The sequence below is a fragment of the Stenotrophomonas sp. P2112 genome (assembly GCF_041897515.1).
Lineage (GTDB): Bacteria > Pseudomonadota > Gammaproteobacteria > Xanthomonadales > Xanthomonadaceae > Stenotrophomonas > Stenotrophomonas sepilia.
The window spans coordinates 3,983,431-4,001,117 of sequence record NZ_CP169216.1; the positions used below are offsets into that span (position 1 = coordinate 3,983,431).

At 65.9% G+C, this 17,687-nt stretch carries 22 protein-coding genes and 2 tRNA genes; 7 read left to right on the forward strand and 17 right to left on the reverse strand.

Annotation, left to right across the window (positions count from 1 at the left end):
* Position 1: 1 nt before the first annotated feature.
* The 3 genes from bfr to ACEPA4_RS18310 all read right to left on the reverse strand — a co-directional run bounded on the left by bfr (position 2) and on the right by ACEPA4_RS18310 (position 1,651).
* Positions 2-472, reverse strand: coding sequence for a bacterioferritin (gene bfr, locus ACEPA4_RS18300; RefSeq protein WP_005419804.1), 471 nt, complete (start codon positions 470-472; stop codon positions 2-4).
* A 142-nt stretch (positions 473-614) separates the two neighbouring features.
* Positions 615-824 carry a bacterioferritin-associated ferredoxin gene (locus tag ACEPA4_RS18305; RefSeq protein WP_065178881.1) on the reverse strand — a complete coding sequence of 70 codons (210 nt, stop codon included), beginning with the start codon at positions 822-824 and terminating at the stop codon, positions 615-617.
* A 203-nt stretch (positions 825-1,027) separates the two neighbouring features.
* Positions 1,028-1,651 carry an RNA pyrophosphohydrolase gene (locus ACEPA4_RS18310; RefSeq protein ID WP_005419809.1) on the reverse strand — a complete coding sequence of 208 codons (624 nt, stop codon included), beginning with the start codon at positions 1,649-1,651 and terminating at the stop codon, positions 1,028-1,030.
* A gap of 121 nt (positions 1,652-1,772) precedes the next feature.
* Between ACEPA4_RS18310 and ACEPA4_RS18315 the strand changes: the two genes are divergently transcribed.
* Positions 1,773-1,849 (forward strand) — tRNA-Met (locus tag ACEPA4_RS18315).
* A gap of 55 nt (positions 1,850-1,904) precedes the next feature.
* Positions 1,905-1,979 (forward strand) — tRNA-Gln (locus ACEPA4_RS18320).
* Between the two features lie 325 nt (positions 1,980-2,304).
* On the opposite strand, the gene rpsI is transcribed toward ACEPA4_RS18320, so the two are convergent.
* Positions 2,305-2,697: a 30S ribosomal protein S9 gene (gene rpsI, locus ACEPA4_RS18325; protein ID WP_005411311.1), complete on the reverse strand. Its 393-nt coding sequence runs from the start codon at positions 2,695-2,697 to the stop codon at positions 2,305-2,307.
* A gap of 2 nt (positions 2,698-2,699) precedes the next feature.
* Entirely contained in the window at positions 2,700-3,128 is a 429-nt protein-coding gene (gene rplM / locus ACEPA4_RS18330) for a 50S ribosomal protein L13 (protein ID WP_005414692.1), read from the reverse strand.
* Positions 3,129-3,324: 196 nt separating this feature from the next.
* On the opposite strand from rplM, the gene coq7 reads away from it, so the two are divergent.
* Complete coding sequence (gene coq7 / locus ACEPA4_RS18335; protein WP_005419813.1) at positions 3,325-3,969, forward strand: 2-polyprenyl-3-methyl-6-methoxy-1,4-benzoquinone monooxygenase; 645 nt, start codon at positions 3,325-3,327, stop codon at positions 3,967-3,969.
* 83 nt (positions 3,970-4,052) lie between these two features.
* Here the strand turns inward: coq7 and sugE are convergent, their stop codons facing one another.
* Both sugE and speD read right to left on the reverse strand, forming a co-directional pair.
* The gene (gene sugE / locus ACEPA4_RS18340) at positions 4,053-4,373 is read right to left on the reverse strand and encodes a quaternary ammonium compound efflux SMR transporter SugE (protein WP_005419816.1); all 321 of its coding nucleotides are present in this window, start codon (positions 4,371-4,373) and stop codon (positions 4,053-4,055) included.
* Positions 4,374-4,541: 168 nt separating this feature from the next.
* Complete coding sequence (gene speD / locus ACEPA4_RS18345) at positions 4,542-5,336, reverse strand: adenosylmethionine decarboxylase (RefSeq protein WP_005411315.1); 795 nt, start codon at positions 5,334-5,336, stop codon at positions 4,542-4,544.
* Between the two features lie 149 nt (positions 5,337-5,485).
* On the opposite strand from speD, the gene crp reads away from it, so the two are divergent.
* Positions 5,486-6,175: a cAMP-activated global transcriptional regulator CRP gene (gene crp / locus ACEPA4_RS18350; protein WP_010482649.1), complete on the forward strand. Its 690-nt coding sequence runs from the start codon at positions 5,486-5,488 to the stop codon at positions 6,173-6,175.
* Between the two features lie 134 nt (positions 6,176-6,309).
* Positions 6,310-7,071: a sulfite exporter TauE/SafE family protein gene (locus ACEPA4_RS18355; RefSeq protein ID WP_065178879.1), complete on the forward strand. Its 762-nt coding sequence runs from the start codon at positions 6,310-6,312 to the stop codon at positions 7,069-7,071.
* A 141-nt stretch (positions 7,072-7,212) separates the two neighbouring features.
* Here the strand turns inward: ACEPA4_RS18355 and ACEPA4_RS18360 are convergent, their stop codons facing one another.
* The 10 genes from ACEPA4_RS18360 to ACEPA4_RS18405 form a co-directional block, all read right to left on the reverse strand.
* Entirely contained in the window at positions 7,213-7,929 is a 717-nt protein-coding gene (locus tag ACEPA4_RS18360; protein WP_139727839.1) for a haloacid dehalogenase-like hydrolase, read from the reverse strand.
* Complete coding sequence (trpC, locus tag ACEPA4_RS18365; protein ID WP_005419828.1) at positions 7,926-8,720, reverse strand: indole-3-glycerol phosphate synthase TrpC; 795 nt, start codon at positions 8,718-8,720, stop codon at positions 7,926-7,928. The genes ACEPA4_RS18360 and trpC overlap by 4 nt, the downstream gene beginning before the upstream one ends.
* 74 nt (positions 8,721-8,794) lie before the next feature.
* A complete protein-coding gene (trpD, locus tag ACEPA4_RS18370; RefSeq protein ID WP_049443905.1) occupies positions 8,795-9,826 on the reverse strand; it encodes an anthranilate phosphoribosyltransferase in 1,032 nt (343 codons plus the stop codon).
* Between the two features lie 16 nt (positions 9,827-9,842).
* Positions 9,843-10,430: an aminodeoxychorismate/anthranilate synthase component II gene (locus tag ACEPA4_RS18375; protein ID WP_139727843.1), complete on the reverse strand. Its 588-nt coding sequence runs from the start codon at positions 10,428-10,430 to the stop codon at positions 9,843-9,845.
* A 2-nt stretch (positions 10,431-10,432) separates the two neighbouring features.
* Entirely contained in the window at positions 10,433-11,212 is a 780-nt protein-coding gene (locus tag ACEPA4_RS18380) for an SIMPL domain-containing protein (RefSeq protein ID WP_065197061.1), read from the reverse strand.
* A 67-nt stretch (positions 11,213-11,279) separates the two neighbouring features.
* A complete protein-coding gene (gene trpE / locus ACEPA4_RS18385; protein WP_065178876.1) occupies positions 11,280-12,755 on the reverse strand; it encodes an anthranilate synthase component I in 1,476 nt (491 codons plus the stop codon).
* Between the two features lie 200 nt (positions 12,756-12,955).
* Complete coding sequence (gene yegS, locus ACEPA4_RS18390; RefSeq protein ID WP_164093394.1) at positions 12,956-13,891, reverse strand: lipid kinase YegS; 936 nt, start codon at positions 13,889-13,891, stop codon at positions 12,956-12,958.
* A 252-nt stretch (positions 13,892-14,143) separates the two neighbouring features.
* On the reverse strand, positions 14,144-14,626 hold the full coding sequence (locus ACEPA4_RS18395) for a GNAT family N-acetyltransferase (RefSeq protein ID WP_065178874.1): 483 nt from the start codon (positions 14,624-14,626) through the stop codon (positions 14,144-14,146).
* A 12-nt stretch (positions 14,627-14,638) separates the two neighbouring features.
* Entirely contained in the window at positions 14,639-15,316 is a 678-nt protein-coding gene (rpe, locus tag ACEPA4_RS18400; RefSeq protein ID WP_005419843.1) for a ribulose-phosphate 3-epimerase, read from the reverse strand.
* 30 nt (positions 15,317-15,346) lie between these two features.
* Complete coding sequence (locus ACEPA4_RS18405) at positions 15,347-15,676, reverse strand: DnaJ family molecular chaperone (RefSeq protein ID WP_005419845.1); 330 nt, start codon at positions 15,674-15,676, stop codon at positions 15,347-15,349.
* A gap of 141 nt (positions 15,677-15,817) precedes the next feature.
* On the opposite strand from ACEPA4_RS18405, the gene ACEPA4_RS18410 reads away from it, so the two are divergent.
* Both ACEPA4_RS18410 and ACEPA4_RS18415 read left to right on the forward strand, forming a co-directional pair.
* On the forward strand, positions 15,818-16,744 hold the full coding sequence (locus tag ACEPA4_RS18410; protein ID WP_032954595.1) for a phosphoribosylaminoimidazolesuccinocarboxamide synthase: 927 nt from the start codon (positions 15,818-15,820) through the stop codon (positions 16,742-16,744).
* A 135-nt stretch (positions 16,745-16,879) separates the two neighbouring features.
* Positions 16,880-17,365, forward strand: coding sequence for a DUF962 domain-containing protein (locus ACEPA4_RS18415; protein WP_069138712.1), 486 nt, complete (start codon positions 16,880-16,882; stop codon positions 17,363-17,365).
* Positions 17,366-17,687 lie beyond the last annotated feature (322 nt).

The following is a 17,687-nucleotide window of genomic DNA, read 5'->3' on the forward strand; positions in this document are numbered from 1 at the left end:
TTCACTCTTCCAGCTTGCTCAGCAGGTACTTCGGCTCGCCGATGCGCTCGATCAGGTCGAGCTGGGTTTCCAGCCAGTCGATGTGCTCTTCCTCCGAGTCGAGGATCTTCACGAACAGCTGGCGGCTGACATAGTCGCCAACCGAATCGGAATAGGCCACCGCCTCGCGCAGGGTGACCACGCCATCGCGTTCCAGCGACAGGTCGCACTGCAGGATTTCAGTCGGGTTCTCGCCGATGCGCAGCTTCCCGAGCGCCTGGAAGTTCGGCAGGCCTTCGAGGAACAGGATGCGGTCGGCGAGCATGTCGGCATGCTTCATCTCGTCGATCGATTCCTTGTACTCGTGTTCGGCCAGCTCCTTGATGCCCCAGTTCTTCAGCATCTTGGCGTGCAGGAAGTACTGGTTGATCGCGGTCAGCTCGTTGTAGAGGACCTTGTTGAGGAATTCGATGACCTTGGTGTCGCCCTTCATGGGGATGCTCCTGCACGCTGAAAACGCAGGCACTGTAACGCCTTGCGTGCGGTGGTGAAGGAACGCGAATCGTGCGCATTGGCCTGCGCGGTTGCAGGTGAAGGACGCGAAAGCGCGGCGTCAACAGGCCGCGAGGAAACGATCAGGCAACCTGGGCCAGGCCCAATACCGGCAGCGGCAGATCGTGCGTCGCGCGTGCCTTGGCCAGCAGGTCGCCGGCCATGTCCAGGCAGGAACCGCAGGTGGCACCGCAACCGGTACGCATGGTCAGTTCGGCCACCGTGCTGACACCATGGTGGGCGGCTTCGCGGATCTGGTGGTCGGTGACTCCGTTGCAGATGCAGACGTACACAGGCGGGAACCGGGCTGGCAGGCCAGAAGCGGCCTGTTGCCTATTCCAATGGAAACGAGAATGGTTGTCAATCAGAGACCTGAACCATTCTCGATACCGTTCACAGTCGGATTGGCCGGCCCGCCGGACAGCCCGGTCCTGCTGGAAACAGCCGGCGGGGACGCGTTGTGACGGATCGGCCCGCAGCCTGCGTGGCCTCCCATTCAAACCGCCCCGGACTCCCCCTTGGCCTTGCGCGGCCAGTAGCCGCCGCGCTTGGGCGTGCGCTTCCGGGGCCTGTCATGGCCGGCCGCGTGGCCCGGCATCCAGGCCTCGGCGGCACTCTTGGGCATGGCGCTGACGCCCTGCCCGGCCACCCCACGCGCCAACGGCGCCAGGTGTCGCAGCGCGCGCGCATAGACGCCACGCTTGAACATCACCACGTGCTCCACCGGGTACCAGAAGTCCACCCACCGCCAGTGGTCGAACTCGGGCGAGTCGGTATGGTCCAGCTGCACATGCGATTCGTCGCCGGTCAGGCGCAGCAGGAACCAGACCTGCTTCTGCCCGATGCAGACCTGCCGTTCATTGCGGCGGATGGCCCGCGCCGGCAGCTTGTAGCGCAGCCAGCCGGGCGTCGCCCCGAGCACTTCCACGTGCTCAGGCAGCAGGCCGGTCTCTTCCTGCAGTTCACGATACATGGCCTCGACAGGCGTCTCGTCGGTGTTCATGCCACCCTGCGGGAACTGCCAGCCGTCCCGGCGCACGCGTCGTGCCCAGAACACCTGGCCGTCCTGCCGCATCAGCACGATGCCGACGTTCGGTCGATAGCCGTCCGGATCGATCACGATGCGGACTCCTAAGAAAATCTACTGGTCGGGACTATCCCATGCCCTCTGTCGGCCCACAAGCACGGCACAAAAGTGTTGACAGGGCCGATACACATCCGCAGAATAGCGGGCTCACCAAGGCTATGTAGCTCAGCCGGTTAGAGCACAGCACTCATAATGCTGGGGTCGGTGGTTCGAGTCCACCCATAGCCACCACACTGAAAATCAAGTTGTTTTTCAGTGTGAAAAGTGAGAAAATAGTTGCACGTTTTGCCCCGTCGCCAAGCGGTAAGGCACCTGACTCTGACTCAGGCATTCGGTGGTTCGAATCCATCCGGGGCAGCCAAATTAAAAGCAAAAGGCCAGATCGAAAGATCTGGCCTTTTGCTTTTAATTTGGTCGCGCATTCCACCTGATCCCTGCGCCTGTCGGCGCGCCCCCTTGAACAACAAGGGGGCTCTTCTCCAGAGAGGCACCCGCGGGATCGGACCCTGCTCCGCAGGAAACGGCACCACCCCACCCCTTCCGAGATGCGACGCCCCGGGTAGTGCCGGCCGCTGGCCGGCAACCAGGACATCGATGACCCCCAGAACGACAAAAGCCCGACCGAAGCCGGGCTTTTGCTTTCCCATCCAGCGGGCTCCCGAAGGAGCCCAACCAGGCGCGGTAGATCAGCGCTTGGAGAACTGGGTGGCGCGGCGGGCCTTGTGCAGACCAACCTTCTTACGCTCGACTTCACGGGCGTCACGGGTCATGAAGCCAGCCTTGCGCAGCTCGGACTTCAGGGTTTCGTCGTACTCGACCAGAGCACGGGCGATGCCCAGACGGATCGCACCGGCCTGGCCGGTGGTGCCGCCGCCAGCGGCGGTGACCAGGATGTCAAAGCTTTCGGTGTTCTTGGTCAGCTCGAGCGGCTGGCGCACGATCATGCGCGCGGTCTCACGACCAAAGAACTCGTCCAGCGGACGACCGTTGACGGTGATGTTGCCCGAACCCTTGCGCAGGAACACGCGAGCGGTGGAGGACTTGCGGCGGCCAGTGCCGTAGTTTTGAGTGATAGCCATGATTAGATATCCAGAACCTGCGGCTGCTGTGCGGCGTGCGGATGCTCAGTGCCGGCGTAGACCTTGAGCTTGCGGTACATCTGGCGACCCAGCGGGCCCTTCGGCAGCATGCCCTTGACGGCGATCTCGATCACGCGCTCCGGGTGGCGCTCCAGCGCCTGGGCCAGGGACTCGGTCTTCAGGTTGCCGATGTAACCAGTGAAACGGTGATACATCTTGTCCTGCAGCTTCTTGCCGGTGACGGCAATCTTTTCTGCATTGATGACGACCAGGTAGTCGCCGGTATCAACGTGCGGGGTGTAGACCGGCTTGTGCTTGCCACGCAGACGGCGGGCCAGCTCGGTGGCGAGACGGCCCAGGGTCTTGCCCTCGGCGTCGACGAGGTACCAGTCGCGCTGGACGGTCTCGTTCTTGGCAGTGAAAGTGCTCATGAAGAACTCTATGTTAGGTCGGGCTCATTGCGGCGAACGGCTCGCCGGAACTCTGCCACGCGTTGTGAAAGGTGAAGCGTAAGAGGCGGGATTGTACGCAGGTCAAGCCCCCGGTGCAAGCCGGCCATGTCCCGGGTTGGCAGGGGGCCGGAGCCGGGGGAGAATCGAGGGGTCTTCCGTCCCACCGCGTACCGCCATGACCGTGCTCCGCCAGACCACACCGCTGGACCATCTGCTGACCGAAGCGCAGCGCGCCTTGGACACGGTGTTCGGCAACCCGCCGGCAGCCCGCCCCTACCCGGCCGCGGACACCAGCGAGCCGGGCATGGACAACGCTGAACGCCGCCACGCGGCCGGGCTGATGCGGATCAACCACGTCGGCGAAGTCTGCGCACAGGGCCTGTATTTCGGGCAGGCCGCCGTGGCCCGCGACCCTGCCACGCGTGAACACCTGCTGGAAGCGGCCCAGGAGGAGACCGACCACCTGGCGTGGTGTGCCACCCGGCTGGGCGAGCTGGACAGCCGCCCGAGCCTGTTCAACCCGCTGTGGTACGCCGGCAGCTACACCATCGGCACCCTGGCCGGGCTGCGCGGCGACGGCTGGAACCTCGGCTTCGTGGTCGAAACCGAGCGCCAGGTGGAAGCCCATCTGGACGAGCACCTGGTCGATCTGCCGGCCGGCGACCTGCGCAGCCGTGCGGTCATCGAGGTGATGAAGGAAGACGAAGCCCGCCATGCGGAGCACGCCGAGCAGGCCGGCGCACGCCGCCTGCCGTTCCCGATCCCTGGCGTGATGGCGCTGGCCTCCAGGGTGATGAAGACCATCGCCTACCGCATTTGAAGGGTCGCCCGCACCAACGGTGCGGGCCTACCAGGAGGTGCGGGGGGCGACGGTGGGGGCCCGACCGTTGGTCGGGCCATCAATCAGTTGGGCGAGACCAGCTTCAGGCCGATCACGCCGGCCACGATCAGGCCCACGCAGGCCAGGCGGGCCGGCGACGCACTGTCATTGAACAGGTAGATGCCGAGCACAGCCACGCCCATGGCACCGATGCCGGTCCAGATCGCGTAGGCCGTACCGACCGGGATGCTCTTCATCGCCTGGCTCATCAGGTACAGGCTGATCAGGGCCGATACCACCGTGGCAACGGTGGGCAGGGGTTTGCTGAAGCCTTCGGAGTACTTCATTCCGAGGGCGAAACCGATCTCGAACAGGCCGGCCAGCAGCAGGTAGATCCAGGGCATGGGTGGGGGCTCCTTACCTTTTTTGAGAAAAACGAAACGGCCCGGTGTTTTCACACCGGGCCGTGGGTCGGTACATCACCGTGGAACTGTAACGCGTGCGAGGCACTGGTTCCACGGGGCGGGTCGTCCCGCCTGGGTGGCGATGCCTGCGGGCATCGCACATGGGGCTTACTCGGACAGGTTCCGGCCGTGGAACAGCTCTTCGATCTCGCGCTTGAGCAGCGCTTCGATCTTCATGCGTTCCTTGAACGACAGGTTCTTGGCCTTTTCCTCGAACAGGTACTGGTCCAGGTCGAAGTCCTTCAGGTGCATCTTCGTGTGGAAGATGTTCTCCTGGTAGACGTTGACGTCGAACATCTCGTAACGCGACTTGATGTTCTTGGCCAGGAAGTTCTGGATCGAGTTGATCTTGTGGTCGATGAAGTGCTTCTTGCCCTTCACATCGCGGGTGAAGCCACGGACGCGGTAGTCCATGATCACGATGTCCGACTCGAGGCTCTCGATCAGGTAGTTCAGGGCCTTCAGCGGGGAAATGACGCCACAGGTGGCCACGTCGATGTCCGCGCGGAACGTGGCGATACCTTCCTGCGGATGGGTTTCCGGGTAGGTATGGACCGTGATGTGGCTCTTGTCCATGTGCGCGACCACGGCGTCGGAGATCAGCTCCTTGCCGGCCAGCTTCTTGTCGATCACCGGTTCTTCGGAGATCAGGATGGTCACCGAGGCACCCTGCGGATCGTAGTCCTGGCGGGCCACGTTCAGGATGTTGGCGCCGATGATCTCGGCGACATCGGTCAAGATCTGAGTCAGCCTGTCGGCGTTGTACTCTTCATCGATGTATTCAATGTAACGCTGACGCTCCTCTTCGGTGCGCGCGTAACACACGTCATAGATGTTGAAGCTCAGCGCCTTGGTGAGGTTGTTGAAACCCTGCAGCCTCAGGCGAGGCAACGGCTTGACCACGGCGGTCGATTCCTGTGTAAGAAGGGAAAGGGGGAATTATGGGGCAAACTGCCCCCGGGGGGAACGTGAAGACGCAAGAGTTCTGGCACACTGTTTGCCCTTAACAATTGCGCTGGTTAAGCTCCGCTATCGACCCCGTGAATCCGTTCATGCGCAGAGGGAGCGCTCCTATCGTGTCAACCGTGCGCCTAGCTAGCAGTCCACTGGCCCTGGATATCGCCACAATCGATCGTTTCCTGGCGCACAGCCACAGGCGGCGATATCCCACCCGTACCGACGTCTTCCGGCCCGGAGACCCGGCGGGAACCCTGTATTACGTCATCAGCGGCTCGGTTTCGATCATGGCCGAGGAAGATGACGATCGCGAGCTTGTGCTGGGCTACTTCGGTGCCGGCGAGTTCGTCGGCGAGATGGGCCTGTTCGTCGAATCGGACCGCCGGGAGGTGATCCTGCGGACCCGTACCGCCTGCGAGCTGGCTGAAATCAGCTACGAGCGCCTGCATCAGCTGTTCCTCGGCCCGCTGTCGGCCGATGCCCCGCGCCTGCTGTACGCGCTGGGCCAGCAGATTTCCAAGCGCCTGCTCGACACCAGCCGCAAGGCCAGCCGCCTGGCATTCCTGGACGTGACCGACCGGATCGTGCGCACCCTGCACGACCTGGCGCAGGAACCGGAGGCGATGAGCCACCCGCAGGGCAGCCAGCTGCGCGTATCGCGACAGGAACTGGCGCGACTGGTCGGCTGCTCGCGCGAAATGGCCGGCCGCGTGCTGAAGAAACTGCAGACCGACGGCCTGCTGCATGCCCGCGGCAAGACCGTGGTGCTGTACGGCACCCGTTGATTGCAAGGCAACCCAAGGCTGCCGAGCCATCCTGTAGAGCCGAGCCGACGCTCGGCTGCTGTCCGTCGAAGGCAGCCGCGCATGGCTTCAGCTCTACACGGCCCCTGCGCGGCCCGCTGGGCTAGGCTCGGTGCATGGAGCTGAGCAGCGAATTCTGGTGGTTCATCCTCATCGGCCTCGGCGCACAGCTGGTGGACGGTGCATTGGGCATGGCGTTCGGCCTGGTGTCCTCGTCGGTGCTGCTGAGCATGGGCCTGCCCCCGGCGCAGGTCAGCGCCAGCATCCACACCGCTGAAGTGTTCACCACGGGCGCCTCGGGGGTGTCGCACCTCGCAGCCGGAAATGTCGATAAACGCCTGTTCCTGCGCTTGGCCCTGCCCGGCGCAGTGGGCGGTGCATTGGGCGCGTACGTGCTCACGCAGGTCCCGGGCGAGATCATCCGGCCACTGATCTACCTGTACCTGCTGGTGCTGGCGATCATCATCCTGGCCCGCGCCGCTGGGCGCTGGATGCCCCAGGGCGAGATCCGCCGGGTACCGGTGCTGGGCTTCTTCGCCGGCCTGCTCGACGCCAGCGGCGGCGGTGGCTGGGGGCCGATCGCGACGTCCACCCTGCTCGCCCGCGGCGGCCAGGCGCGCACCACCATCGGAACAGTCAACGCAGCCGAGTTCGTGGTCACGTTGACGGTGTCAGCGACCTTCCTGTTGTCGATGGGCGTGCAGCATCTGCAGATCGTTGCCGGCCTGCTGATCGGCGGCATGATGGCCGCGCCGGTGGCGGCGATCCTGGTCAAGCGGGTGAAGGAGCGCTGGGTGCTGGTGGCCGTGGGCGTGCTGGTACTGGGCATCAGCCTGTTCCAGATCGGGCATGCGGTGCACGGGTACCTGGGGCGCTGAGCGCTTGCCGGCCAGCGGCCGGCACTACCGGAACGGAGAAGGGTCGGCACAACCGCGACGGAGAAGGGTAGCGCCGGCCGCTGGCCGGCAGATCCGTCATCGTGCGATGGGGTCAGAGCCCCCATGGGATCTGGCCCCGGGCTACGCCTTGTCGCCGCCGCGATCCACGCATCCCCAGTTGAGGATGCGGGTGCCGGTCGGCAGCACGCGGCGGAAGAACGCCACCCGCCCCGGCTTCGGGTTCACCACCACCGGCGCCTTGGCCGCCAGCAGCAGCGGCAGGTCGGCGGTGCTGTCGGAATAGGCGATATCGATGTCGCCATAGCCGCGCTCGCGCAGCATGCGCATCTTCTCTTCGTTGTGGCAGTGACGGGTGGGACCGACGCCGCCCAGCCGCGGGCCGACCTCGGTGCCGATCACCGGCACATCCTGATGGGCCACGAAGGCCAGGATCGCGCGGGCCAGCTCCGGCGGCGCGCCGGTGGCAACCACCACGCGATCGCCTTTGGCGCGGTGCGCGGCGAACACTTCCAGCGCCTGCGGCAGCAGCTTGGCGCGCATCTGCGCCTGGTTGCGCAGCACGTAGGCGTCGATCACCTTGTTGAAGTCGCGCGCACGGTGCAGGCCGAAGCTGCCGATCCACACATAGACCGAGATGCCCGCGCGACGGGTCGGCAGCATCGCCACCATCGGCCCGGCGATCGGCGTGACCAGCAGCGCCGCCAGCATGCGCAGCGGGTTGCGCTTGATCAGCGAGGCGAACAGGTGGGTACCCGAATCGCCGTCGTAGAGGGTGTGGTCGAAGTCGAAGACCACCAGCGGCGCATCCTCGCGCGGCGTCGGATAGTGCGTTGTCATGTTGCGAAGAATAGCTGACGCAGGCCCTCGCCCGGCTCTTCCACGCGCATGAAGGCCTCGCCGACCAGGAAGGCATGGATGCCGGCGTCGCGCATCAGCGCCACGTCCTGCGGGCCGAGGATGCCGCTTTCGGTGACCAGCAGGCGGTCACGCGGCACGGCCTGCTGCATATCCAGCGTGGTCTGCAGCGACACCTCGAAGGTGCGCAGGTTGCGGTTGTTGATGCCGATCATCGGCGCCGGCACCTGCAGTGCGCGCTCCAGTTCGTCGATGTCGTGCACTTCCACCAGCACGTCCATGCCCAGCGACAGCGCCAGTTCCGACAGCGTGGCCAGCTGGGTGTCGTCCAGCGCGGCGACGATCAGCAGGATGCAGTCGGCGCCCAGCACGCGTGCCTCGTACACCTGGTAGGCGTCGATCACGAAGTCCTTGCGCAGCACCGGCAGCGTGCAGGCTTCACGGGCCTGCTGCAGGTAGGTATCGGCGCCCTGGAAGAAGTCCACGTCGGTCAGCACCGAAAGGCAGCTGGCACCACCGAACTCGTAGCTGACCGCGATGTCAGCCGGTCGGAAGTCGGGGCGGATGACGCCCTTGGACGGGCTGGCCTTCTTCACCTCGGCAATCACCGCCGGGTCGCCGTTGGCCACGGCCGCCTGCAACGCGCGCACGAAGCCACGTACCGGCGGGGCGCTGGCCACGGCGGCCTGCAGCTCCTCGAGCGGGCGCTGGGCGCGGCGCTGGGCTACTTCTTCGGCCTTGCGGGCCAGGATCGTCTGCAGGATGTCGCTCATCGTCTTCGATTCGGTGCGGGGGCGCTGAGGACGGCCATTATCGGCCATCGACGGGGTCAGGCTGAACCGCGCGCTCAGGCAACCAGCGCGCGGGTGGTCTCCACATACTGCTGCAGGCGCTGGCGGGCGCTGCCATTGGCGATGGCGGCACGGGCGCGGGCCAGGCCATCACCGATGTCGCTGGCCACGCCGGCCACGTACAGCGCGGCGCCGGCATTGAGCGCGACGATGTCCAGCGCCGGGCCGGGCTCGTTGTCCAGCACCGCGCGCAGCATCTGGATGGACTGCTCCGGGCTGTCCACGCGCAGGTTGCGGCTGGCCGACATGGCGATGCCGAAGTCCTCCGGGTGGATCTCGTACTCGCGCACCTTGCCGTCGCGCAACTCGCCCACCAGGGTGCCGGCGCCGAGCGAGATCTCATCCATGTTGTCGCGGCCCCAGACCACCATGGCGCGCTCGGTGCCCAGCTCGCGCAGCACGCGCGCCTGGATACCCACCAGATCAGGATGGAACACGCCCATCAGCACCGACGGCGCGCTGGCGGGGTTGGTCAGCGGACCAAGGATGTTGAAGATGGTGCGCACGCCCATCTCGCGGCGGACCGGCGCGACGACCTTCATCGACGGATGATGGATCGGCGCGAACATGAAGCCGATGCCTGTCTGCTCGATGGCAGCGGCCACCTGCGCTGGCTGCAGCTCGATGGCCGCGCCCAGTGCTTCCACCGCATCGGCGCTGCCGGACTTGGACGACACGCTGCGGTTGCCGTGCTTGGCCACGCGCGCACCGGCCGCAGCCGCCACGAACATCGCGCAGGTGGAGATGTTGAAGGTGTGCGAGCCATCGCCACCGGTGCCGACGATGTCGACCAGGTGGGTGCTGTCGGCCACCGGCACCGCCAGCGCGAATTCGCGCATGACCGTGGCGGCGGCGGCGATCTCGTCGATGGTTTCCTTCTTCACCCGCAGGCCGGTGAGGATGGCGGCGGTCATCATCGGCGACACGTCGCCGCGCATGATCTGCCGCATCAGGTCGACCATCTCGTCGAAGAAGATCTCGCGGTGCTCGATGGTGCGTTGCAGGGCTTCCTGGGGGGAGAAGCTCATGGGAATGCTCCTTGGATCAGGCCGCCGGGCGCTGCAGGAAATTGCGCAGCAGGGCGTGGCCGTGTTCGGTGAGGATGGATTCGGGGTGGAACTGCACGCCTTCCACCGGGAACTGGCGGTGGCGCAGGCCCATGATCTCTTCGATCGAGCCGTCCTCGTTCTCGGTCCAGGCGGTCACTTCCAGGCAGTCCGGCAGACTGTTCTTGTCCACCACCAGCGAGTGGTAGCGGGTGGCCTGGTAGCGGTCCGGCAGGCCGGCGAACACGCCCTTGCCTTCGTGGCGGATCGGCGAGGTCTTGCCGTGCATGATGTTGCCGGCGCGGATCACGATGCCGCCGTAGACCTGGCCGATGCCCTGGTGGCCCAGGCACACGCCGAGGATCGGCGTGGTCGGGCCCAGCCGCTGGATCAGCTCCAGCGACACGCCCGCTTCGTTGGGGGTGCACGGGCCGGGCGAAATGACGATGCGCTCGGGCTTCTGCGCGGCGATCTCGTCCACGCTCATTGCATCGTTGCGCACCACCTTCACTTCAGCGCCCAGCGTCTGCAGGTACTGCACGAGGTTGTAGGTGAAGCTGTCGTAGTTGTCGATCATCCACAACATGGTCAGGTTCCGTCGCTTATCAGGAAAATGGCGTACACGTTTTCGGTGTAGGTGATGGGGCCGGCTTCGACCGACTCGGGCAGGCGGGAGCCCGTGGTCTCGATGCTGTTCATCGGTGCCTCGGGCGCGGGCGGCGAAGGCGGCGTCACCAGATCCCCACTGCTCGGCCAACTGCCGGCCTGGATGCCATAAGCAAAGTTCGGCGCTACGTCGGAAATGCTGTACAGGCCGCGCAGCCGGGTGCCGTAGGCCTTGGCCAGACCCTGCGCGGACTCGCGGGTCCGGGCCGCCGCCTCACCCTTGAGTTCGCGGCGCAGCGCCACTTCACCCGAATAGGTTGGCGCCAGGCTGCTCACCTGTACGTTCTCGTCGGCCTTCAACGCACCCAGCACATCCTGCATCGCCTTCACGCTGGCGAAGCTCGCACGCAGCTGGCGCGATACGCGGGTACCGATGAAGACCTGCCGGTTCTGCTCATAGCGCGTCGCCGGGCCGATCCGCAGGTTGTCCGCACGCACGCTGCCGTCCACCGCCTTGTGCTGCTTGAACAGCGCCAGCGCGCGCGCCACGTTGTCCTGCACGCGGCGGCGCGCGGCGTCGGCGTCCATGTCGGTCTCTTCGATGTTCAACTGCAGGCCGAAGCGGTCCGGCATCACCACCCGACGCGCCTCGCCCTTCACCAGCAGGTGCGGCTGCGACGGAATGGTATTGGCCTGCGCCCACGCAGACGGGGCCATCGTGGCCAGCAGCGACGACCACAGCAATGCGCTCAGCAGCTTCATGCGGTACTCCTTGTCTTCAATGGGAACAGCGGAAGATGCCGCGGCGCAGGCCACGGCACGGGGAGCGTCACAGGCCCTTGGCGGCCTGGGCGACGGCGCGGAACAGCGCACGGCCCTTGTTCATCGTCTCGTCCCATTCCTTGTCCGGGTCCGAGTCGTAGACGATGCCGGCGCCGGCCTGCACGTACAGGCGGCCATCCTTGATGACCGCAGTGCGGATCGCGATCGCGGTATCGGCATCGCCGTGCCAGCCGATGTAGCCGATGCTGCCGGCGTAGACGTTGCGCTTGATCGGTTCCAGTTCGCGGATCACTTCCAGCGCGCGGATCTTTGGCGCGCCGCTGACCGTGCCGGCTGGGAACGTGGCGCGCAGCACGTCGGCATAGCTCAGGCCCGGCTGCAGCTGCCCGGTGACTTCGCTGACGATGTGCATGACATGGCTGTAGCGTTCGATCACGAACTGCTCGCCCACTTCCACGGTACCGGCCCTGGAGACGCGCCCGGCATCGTTGCGGCCGAGGTCGATCAGCATCAGGTGCTCGGCGCGTTCCTTGGGGTCGGCCAGCAGCTCGGCTTCCAGTGCCAGGTCCAGCTCGGGCGTGGCGCCACGCGGGCGGGTGCCGGCGATCGGGCGCACGGTGACTTCGCCATCCTGAAGGCGTACCAGGATCTCCGGCGAGGAACCGACCACCTGCAGGTCGCCGACATCGAGGAAATACATGTACGGCGAGGGATTCAACGCGCGCAGCGCGCGGTACACATCCACCGGGCGCGCCTTGAACGGCACGCTCAGGCGCTGGCTGAGCACTACCTGGAAGATGTCACCGGCGCGGATGTATTCCTTGCTGCGCTGGACCGCATCGACGAAGCCTTCGCGGGTGAAGCCGGAGACGAAATCCGATTCGTCCAGCACGTCGCTGTTGAGCGGTGCCGGATAGCCGGCGCCCGGTGCACGCAGCTTCGCCGTCAGTGCGTCCAGGCGCGCCTGCGCCTGTTCGAAGGCACCGTCGACACGCGGGTCGGCGTGCACGATCAGGTACAGCCGGCCCTTGAGATTGTCGAATACCGCCAGCTCGTTGGAGTCCAGCAGCAGGATGTCCGGCGTGCCCAGCTCATCACGGCCAGCCGGCGGGGCCAGGCGCGGCTCGATGTAGCCGATGCACTCGAAGCCAAACCAGCCGACCAGGCCGCCGGTGAAGCCCGGCAGGCCTTCCAGCTTGGGCACCGAGTGGGCGCTGCGCAGCGCCTCGACTTCGGCGAAGGGATCGGCTACCTCGCGGGTGTCCACCACCTGGCCGTCTTCGCGCACGGTCAGCGTGTGGCCGTGGAAGGCATACACGCGGCGCGCCGGCAGGCCGATGATCGAGTAACGACCAAAGCGCTCGCCGCCTTCGACGGATTCAAACAGGTAGGTATTGGGGCCGTCGGCGAGCTTCAGATAGACCGAGAGCGGCGTGTCCAGGTCGGACAGCACTTCGCGGACGACGGGAATGTGGGTGTGGCCTTCAGCGGCCTGCTGCTGAAACTGAGCGTGCGAGTTCAAGACGACTTTCCTTCCGGGACACAGCGTTATGGGGGCGGACGACGGCAACGGGCCACCATCGCCACCAACGGCGTGCGGAAGAAAGAGTATGCGGGGTCGTCTGGCTGGACACCCCTTGACTGTATCGCAGCTTGCGCGGCAGGGGAACCCTGGGAAACTGAACCACCGGACGCCCGCAGTGGCCACGGGGACTGATGACTCTACCCCTGCCCCTCCAGCAACGGGCATCCGGTCGGCAGATGCATCCGCACCCTGCCCGGCACGCACTCGACGCGAAAGTGACGGGCCTGCACCGGTTCGCCGTCCAGATTCAGGGTCAGCGCCTTGGGCGCATCGATCTGCAGCCACGACAGCCGCGCCCGTGTGGCCAGCTGTTCCAGTGCGGCCTGGGTACCGGACTTCAGCATCTGGCCGAGGGTGGCGGCGACCTCCCCTTCCAGTTCCGGAAGCACGGTCACATCCAGCAGTCCATCATCGATCAGTGCCTGCGGGCACAGCTGCTGGCCACCGCCGGCCTGCCGGCCATTGCCGATGCCGAGCGCGATGAAGTCACCTTCCCAGGCGAAGTCCGGGCCGGACAGGCGCGCGGCGATCGGCTCGATGCGGCCCAGCTTGGCGATGCCGGTGATCACGTAGGCCAGCCCACCGAGCATCTTCTTCAAGCCGGCATCGGTCTCCACCGTCACCTGCGTGCCGAAGCCACCACTGGCGAGGTTGGCGCACCACCAGGGCGTGCCATCGGCATCCACGCGCAACAGGTCGATGGGCCGTGCCGGCACCTGGCCGATCAGCGCGAGGGCATCGCCGGGCTCGGTGGGAATGCCTGCCGACGTGGCGAAGTCGTTGGCGGTCCCCATCGGAATCAACGCCAGCGAAGGCAGCGCTTCTGCCGGTTCCTCACGATGGGCCAGCGTCTCGGCCACCGCGCTGAGCGTGCCATCGCCACCGGCCGCCACGATCACGTCCACGCCATGATGGATGGCCTCGGCAACGTAGCGTTCAGCGTCACCGTCTTCCCAGGTCACCCGCACCTCCAGCTGCACGCCCTGCCCGCGCCAATGGCCCACGGCGTCGCGCAGTTCATCGTTGCCAGCCGATTTGCCGTTGAGGATCAGGCGCCAGCGCGGGGTGGTCATGCGGTACTTCCAGGTCAGGGCGGCACAGGCTAGCAATGCACTGTTTGCCCGCAGTGAATGTCACGCAGGTGTCATTCAGCTGCTGGAGAATGGAAGGCCATAGCAGGGACGACGGATGGAGGCAGGATCAGCCTCCCACGCATGCAGCGAGGCCACGCCAGTGATTGGCGTGGCTTTTTTTTGGGGGTGGGTACCCAGGGAGCGAACCAAGGTTCGCACCCACCGGGTTGCGGTTCGCACCCGCCACACGCCTCACCCGTTGGCGAAATCGTGCAGCGCCTGCCCCTGCAGCCGGTACACGGTCCACTCATCCTGCGGTTTCGCGCCAGCAGCGGTGTAGAACTCGATGGCCGGAGTGTTCCAGTCCAGCACCGACCATTCGAAACGACCGCAACCCTCGGCCACGGCCTGGCGTGCGATGTACTTCAGCAACGCTTTGCCGGCACCGGCACCGCGCTTTTCCTGGCTGACGTACAGGTCTTCCAGGTAGATGCCCTTGCGGCCCAGCCAGGTGGAGTAGTTGTAGAAGTACACCGCATAGCCGATGGCCTCGCCGTCGGCCTCGCAGATCAGCGCGCGGGCGGTGGCGTCGGCGCCGAACAGGCTCTCGGCGATGCCGATCTCATCGGTCTGCACCGAATGCTCGGCCTTCTCGTAGATGGCCAGCTCGCGGATGAAATGCAGGATCAGGCCAGCATCGGCCACGGTGGCCGGGCGAATGTTCAACACGGCCACCGTACTCATGGCTCAGCCCCGTGCCGCAGCGACGTTCGCGCGCATCTGCGCGATCACGTCCTGGTAGCTGGTCCTGGCGTTGAAGATGGCCGAGCCGGCGACGAAGGTATCGGCGCCGGCGGCAGCGATCTCACCGATGTTGTCGGCCTTCACGCCACCGTCGATCTCCAGGCGGATGTCCTTGCCGCTGGCATCGATCATCTTGCGCACCACGCGCAGCTTGTCCAGCGCCGAGGGGATGAAGGCCTGGCCGCCGAAGCCCGGGTTGACCGACATCAGCAGCACCAGGTCCAGGTCATCCAGCACCCAATCGAGGATGTCCACCGGGGTGGCCGGATTGAGCACGATGCCCGGCTTGCAGCCCAGCGAGCGGATCAGCTGGATGGTGCGGTGCACGTGCCGGCTCGCCTCCGGGTGGAAGCTGATGTAGGTGGCACCGGCCTCGGCGAAGTCCGGAATGATGCGGTCCACCGGCTCGACCATCAGGTGCACGTCGATCGGCGCGGTGACGCCGTGCTTGCGCAGGGCCTGGCAGACCATCGGGCCGATGGTCAGGTTCGGCACGTAGTGGTTGTCCATCACGTCGAAGTGGACCCAGTCCGCACCGGCAGCGAGGACGTTGTCGACTTCCTCGCCGAGGCGGGCGAAGTTGGCGGACAGGATGGAGGGGGCGATGAGGCAGTGGGACATGGCCGGGCCTTGCAACGAGGGGAAAGTGGGTCAGCGCTTGCGCAGGGACTTGATGCGGTCGTAGGCGGCATTGATCCGCCGCGACTTCTGCTCGGCCTGCTGCTGCAGCTCGGGGGCGGCGCCGCCAAGCTTGTCGGGGTGGTACTGCGAGATCAGCTTGCGGTAGGCGCGTTCGATCTCGGCATCGGTGGCTTCGGAAGTCAGCCCCAGCTCCCGGTACGGGTTCTCCTTGTTCAGGCGGAACCAGTCCGAATCAAAGGCATGGCCGATCAGCAGGCCGACCACCGCGCCGAACAGCGGATTGGGCCGGAACAGCAGGGCGCCGGCGATGAATCCGAGCAGTTTTCCGTACCAGCGCATGGCGCTCCGGGGTCGACCGACGAAATGGACGCTCATTTTACGTCACAGCGGGCCCGGAGGGCTTTACACTAGGCCGCCCGCTGGTCAGCGGGCCCGCCGGGTCCGTTGGGCAGCCGTATCGACAACGCCCCAGGAGTGCCCGTGCCAACCACGCTGTTGCAATCCGATCTCCCCGGCCTGCCCTTGCGCCATCGCGGCAAGGTGCGTGATGTGTTCGATATCCCGCGCGAGCGGCTGCCAGCCGGAACCCCGCCGGGCGACTACCTGCTGATGGTGGCCACCGATCGCCTGTCGGCGTTCGACGTGGTCCTGCCCGACCCGATCCCGGGCAAGGGCGAGATGCTCTGCCAGGTCTCCAACTTCTGGTTCGCCAAGACCGCGCACCTGATGCCCAACCACCTGACCGGCATCGACGTGGCCAGCGTGCTGCCCGAAGGCGTGGACCCGGCCCTGTACGCCAAGCGCGCGGTGGTCACCCGCAAGCTGAAGCCGGTGCCGGTGGAAGCGATCGCCCGCGGCTACCTGATCGGCAGCGGCTGGAAGGATTACCAGCGCACCGGCAAGGTCAGCGGCATCGACCTGCCCGATGGCCTGCGCCAGGCCGAACAGCTGCCCGAGCCGATCTTCACGCCCTCGACCAAGGCCGCGGTCGGCGACCATGACGAGAACATCGATTTCGACGCGATGGTGAAGCAGGTCGGTGCGGAACTGGCCGAGCGGGTGCGCGACGCCACCCTGCGCATCTACAAGTTCGCCGCCGATTACGCCCGCGAGCGCGGCATCATCCTGGCCGACACCAAGTTCGAGTTCGGTACCGACGCCGATGGCCGGCTGTACATCATGGACGAGATGCTGACGCCGGATTCCTCGCGTTACTGGCCGGCCGACGAGTACGAAGTGGGCACCAGCCCGCCGAGCTACGACAAGCAGTTCGTGCGCGATTACCTGGAGACGCTGGACTGGGGCAAGACCGCCCCGGGTCCGAACATCCCGGCCGACATCATCGAGCGCACCCGCGCCAAGTACGCTGAGGCGCTGCAGCGCCTGGCCGGGATCAGCGTCGACTGACCCGCCTGCGCCCCCGGCCGGAAAGGCGGGGGGCGCGTTCGGTAGTGCCGGCCGCTGGCCGGCAACGTCGACGAACACCTGCAGCCAGGCATGGCCTGGCTCTACTGACGGGCCCGGCGGGAGTATGCTGGCCGCATGCAGACATCCACCGAGCTTGCGCGGCCGATCGACCGCTATTTCGCCAGCTACTCCGACGACCACCGCAACGTGATCAACCAGCGCATCCACGTGGTGGCGGTGCCGGCGATCCTGTGGTCGGTGGTGGCCCTGCTGTGGTGCCTGCCGCCGCTGATCACCTGGTTCCAGTACGGCATCTGGTCGGCGTTCGCGATGTTCAGCGCCTGGTGCTTCTACAACAAGCTGTCGCGCCCCCTGGGCATCGGCATGCTCGTCCAGTTCTTCGTATTTGGCTGCCTGTGCCGCCTGCTGGAGGCCGAGATCGGCCTGCATGCGCTGCGCTGGCTGGCGGTGGGCGTGTTCGTGGCGGCCTGGATCGCGCAGTTCATCGGCCACACGTTCGAGGGTCGCAAGCCCAGCTTCCTGACCGACCTGACCTACCTGCTGATCGGCCCGGCCTGGGTGATGGCCAAGTTCTATCGCAAGCTCGACTGGCGCTACTGATCGCGGGCGGTCGACAGCGGCCGTCGTTTCCTGAACGGGCGAATTCCATCACCCACACTCCACGGCGGCCCTGCCAGCCTGCGCCGGTGACTCGCTCCCCGCTTCCCGTCCGTTGACGGCAGCCCCTGTGCGACAGGGCCTGCGGTCTCCCTGCGTGGGCGTAGGGTGTCCCCCAAGAGCAACCCGGGAGGGACCGCAGGAACGTGATGTTGCGCCGCAGAAAAAATGAATCAGCGAACGTTACATGCAATTGATCGCTGTTCGATGGGTTTCGGCGACATTTCGCAGCCTGTTATTCTCCCTGACCTGCTCGTGAATCATG

Excerpts from the sequence above, each read along its gene's own strand:
- trpD (WP_049443905.1), bottom strand. The coding sequence starts at position 9,826 with ATGAGCTTCTCCCCCCAGGAAGCCCTGCAACGCACCATCGAGCACCGC.
- rpe (WP_005419843.1), bottom strand. The coding sequence starts at position 15,316 with ATGTCCCACTGCCTCATCGCCCCCTCCATCCTGTCCGCCAACTTCGCC.
- crp (WP_010482649.1), top strand. The coding sequence starts at position 5,486 with ATGCGCAGAGGGAGCGCTCCTATCGTGTCAACCGTGCGCCTAGCTAGC.
- yegS (WP_164093394.1), bottom strand. The coding sequence starts at position 13,891 with ATGACCACCCCGCGCTGGCGCCTGATCCTCAACGGCAAATCGGCTGGC.
- trpC (WP_005419828.1), bottom strand. The coding sequence starts at position 8,720 with ATGAGCGACATCCTGCAGACGATCCTGGCCCGCAAGGCCGAAGAAGTA.
- rplM (WP_005414692.1), bottom strand. The coding sequence starts at position 3,128 with ATGAGCACTTTCACTGCCAAGAACGAGACCGTCCAGCGCGACTGGTAC.
- sugE (WP_005419816.1), bottom strand. The coding sequence starts at position 4,373 with ATGCCCTGGATCTACCTGCTGCTGGCCGGCCTGTTCGAGATCGGTTTC.
- ACEPA4_RS18375 (WP_139727843.1), bottom strand. The coding sequence starts at position 10,430 with ATGTTGTGGATGATCGACAACTACGACAGCTTCACCTACAACCTCGTG.
- ACEPA4_RS18415 (WP_069138712.1), top strand. The coding sequence starts at position 16,880 with ATGCAGACATCCACCGAGCTTGCGCGGCCGATCGACCGCTATTTCGCC.
- coq7 (WP_005419813.1), top strand. The coding sequence starts at position 3,325 with ATGACCGTGCTCCGCCAGACCACACCGCTGGACCATCTGCTGACCGAA.
- ACEPA4_RS18380 (WP_065197061.1), bottom strand. The coding sequence starts at position 11,212 with ATGAAGCTGCTGAGCGCATTGCTGTGGTCGTCGCTGCTGGCCACGATG.
- bfr (WP_005419804.1), bottom strand. The coding sequence starts at position 472 with ATGAAGGGCGACACCAAGGTCATCGAATTCCTCAACAAGGTCCTCTAC.
- ACEPA4_RS18360 (WP_139727839.1), bottom strand. The coding sequence starts at position 7,929 with ATGACAACGCACTATCCGACGCCGCGCGAGGATGCGCCGCTGGTGGTC.
- rpsI (WP_005411311.1), bottom strand. The coding sequence starts at position 2,697 with ATGGCTATCACTCAAAACTACGGCACTGGCCGCCGCAAGTCCTCCACC.
- ACEPA4_RS18355 (WP_065178879.1), top strand. The coding sequence starts at position 6,310 with ATGGAGCTGAGCAGCGAATTCTGGTGGTTCATCCTCATCGGCCTCGGC.
- ACEPA4_RS18405 (WP_005419845.1), bottom strand. The coding sequence starts at position 15,676 with ATGCGCTGGTACGGAAAACTGCTCGGATTCATCGCCGGCGCCCTGCTG.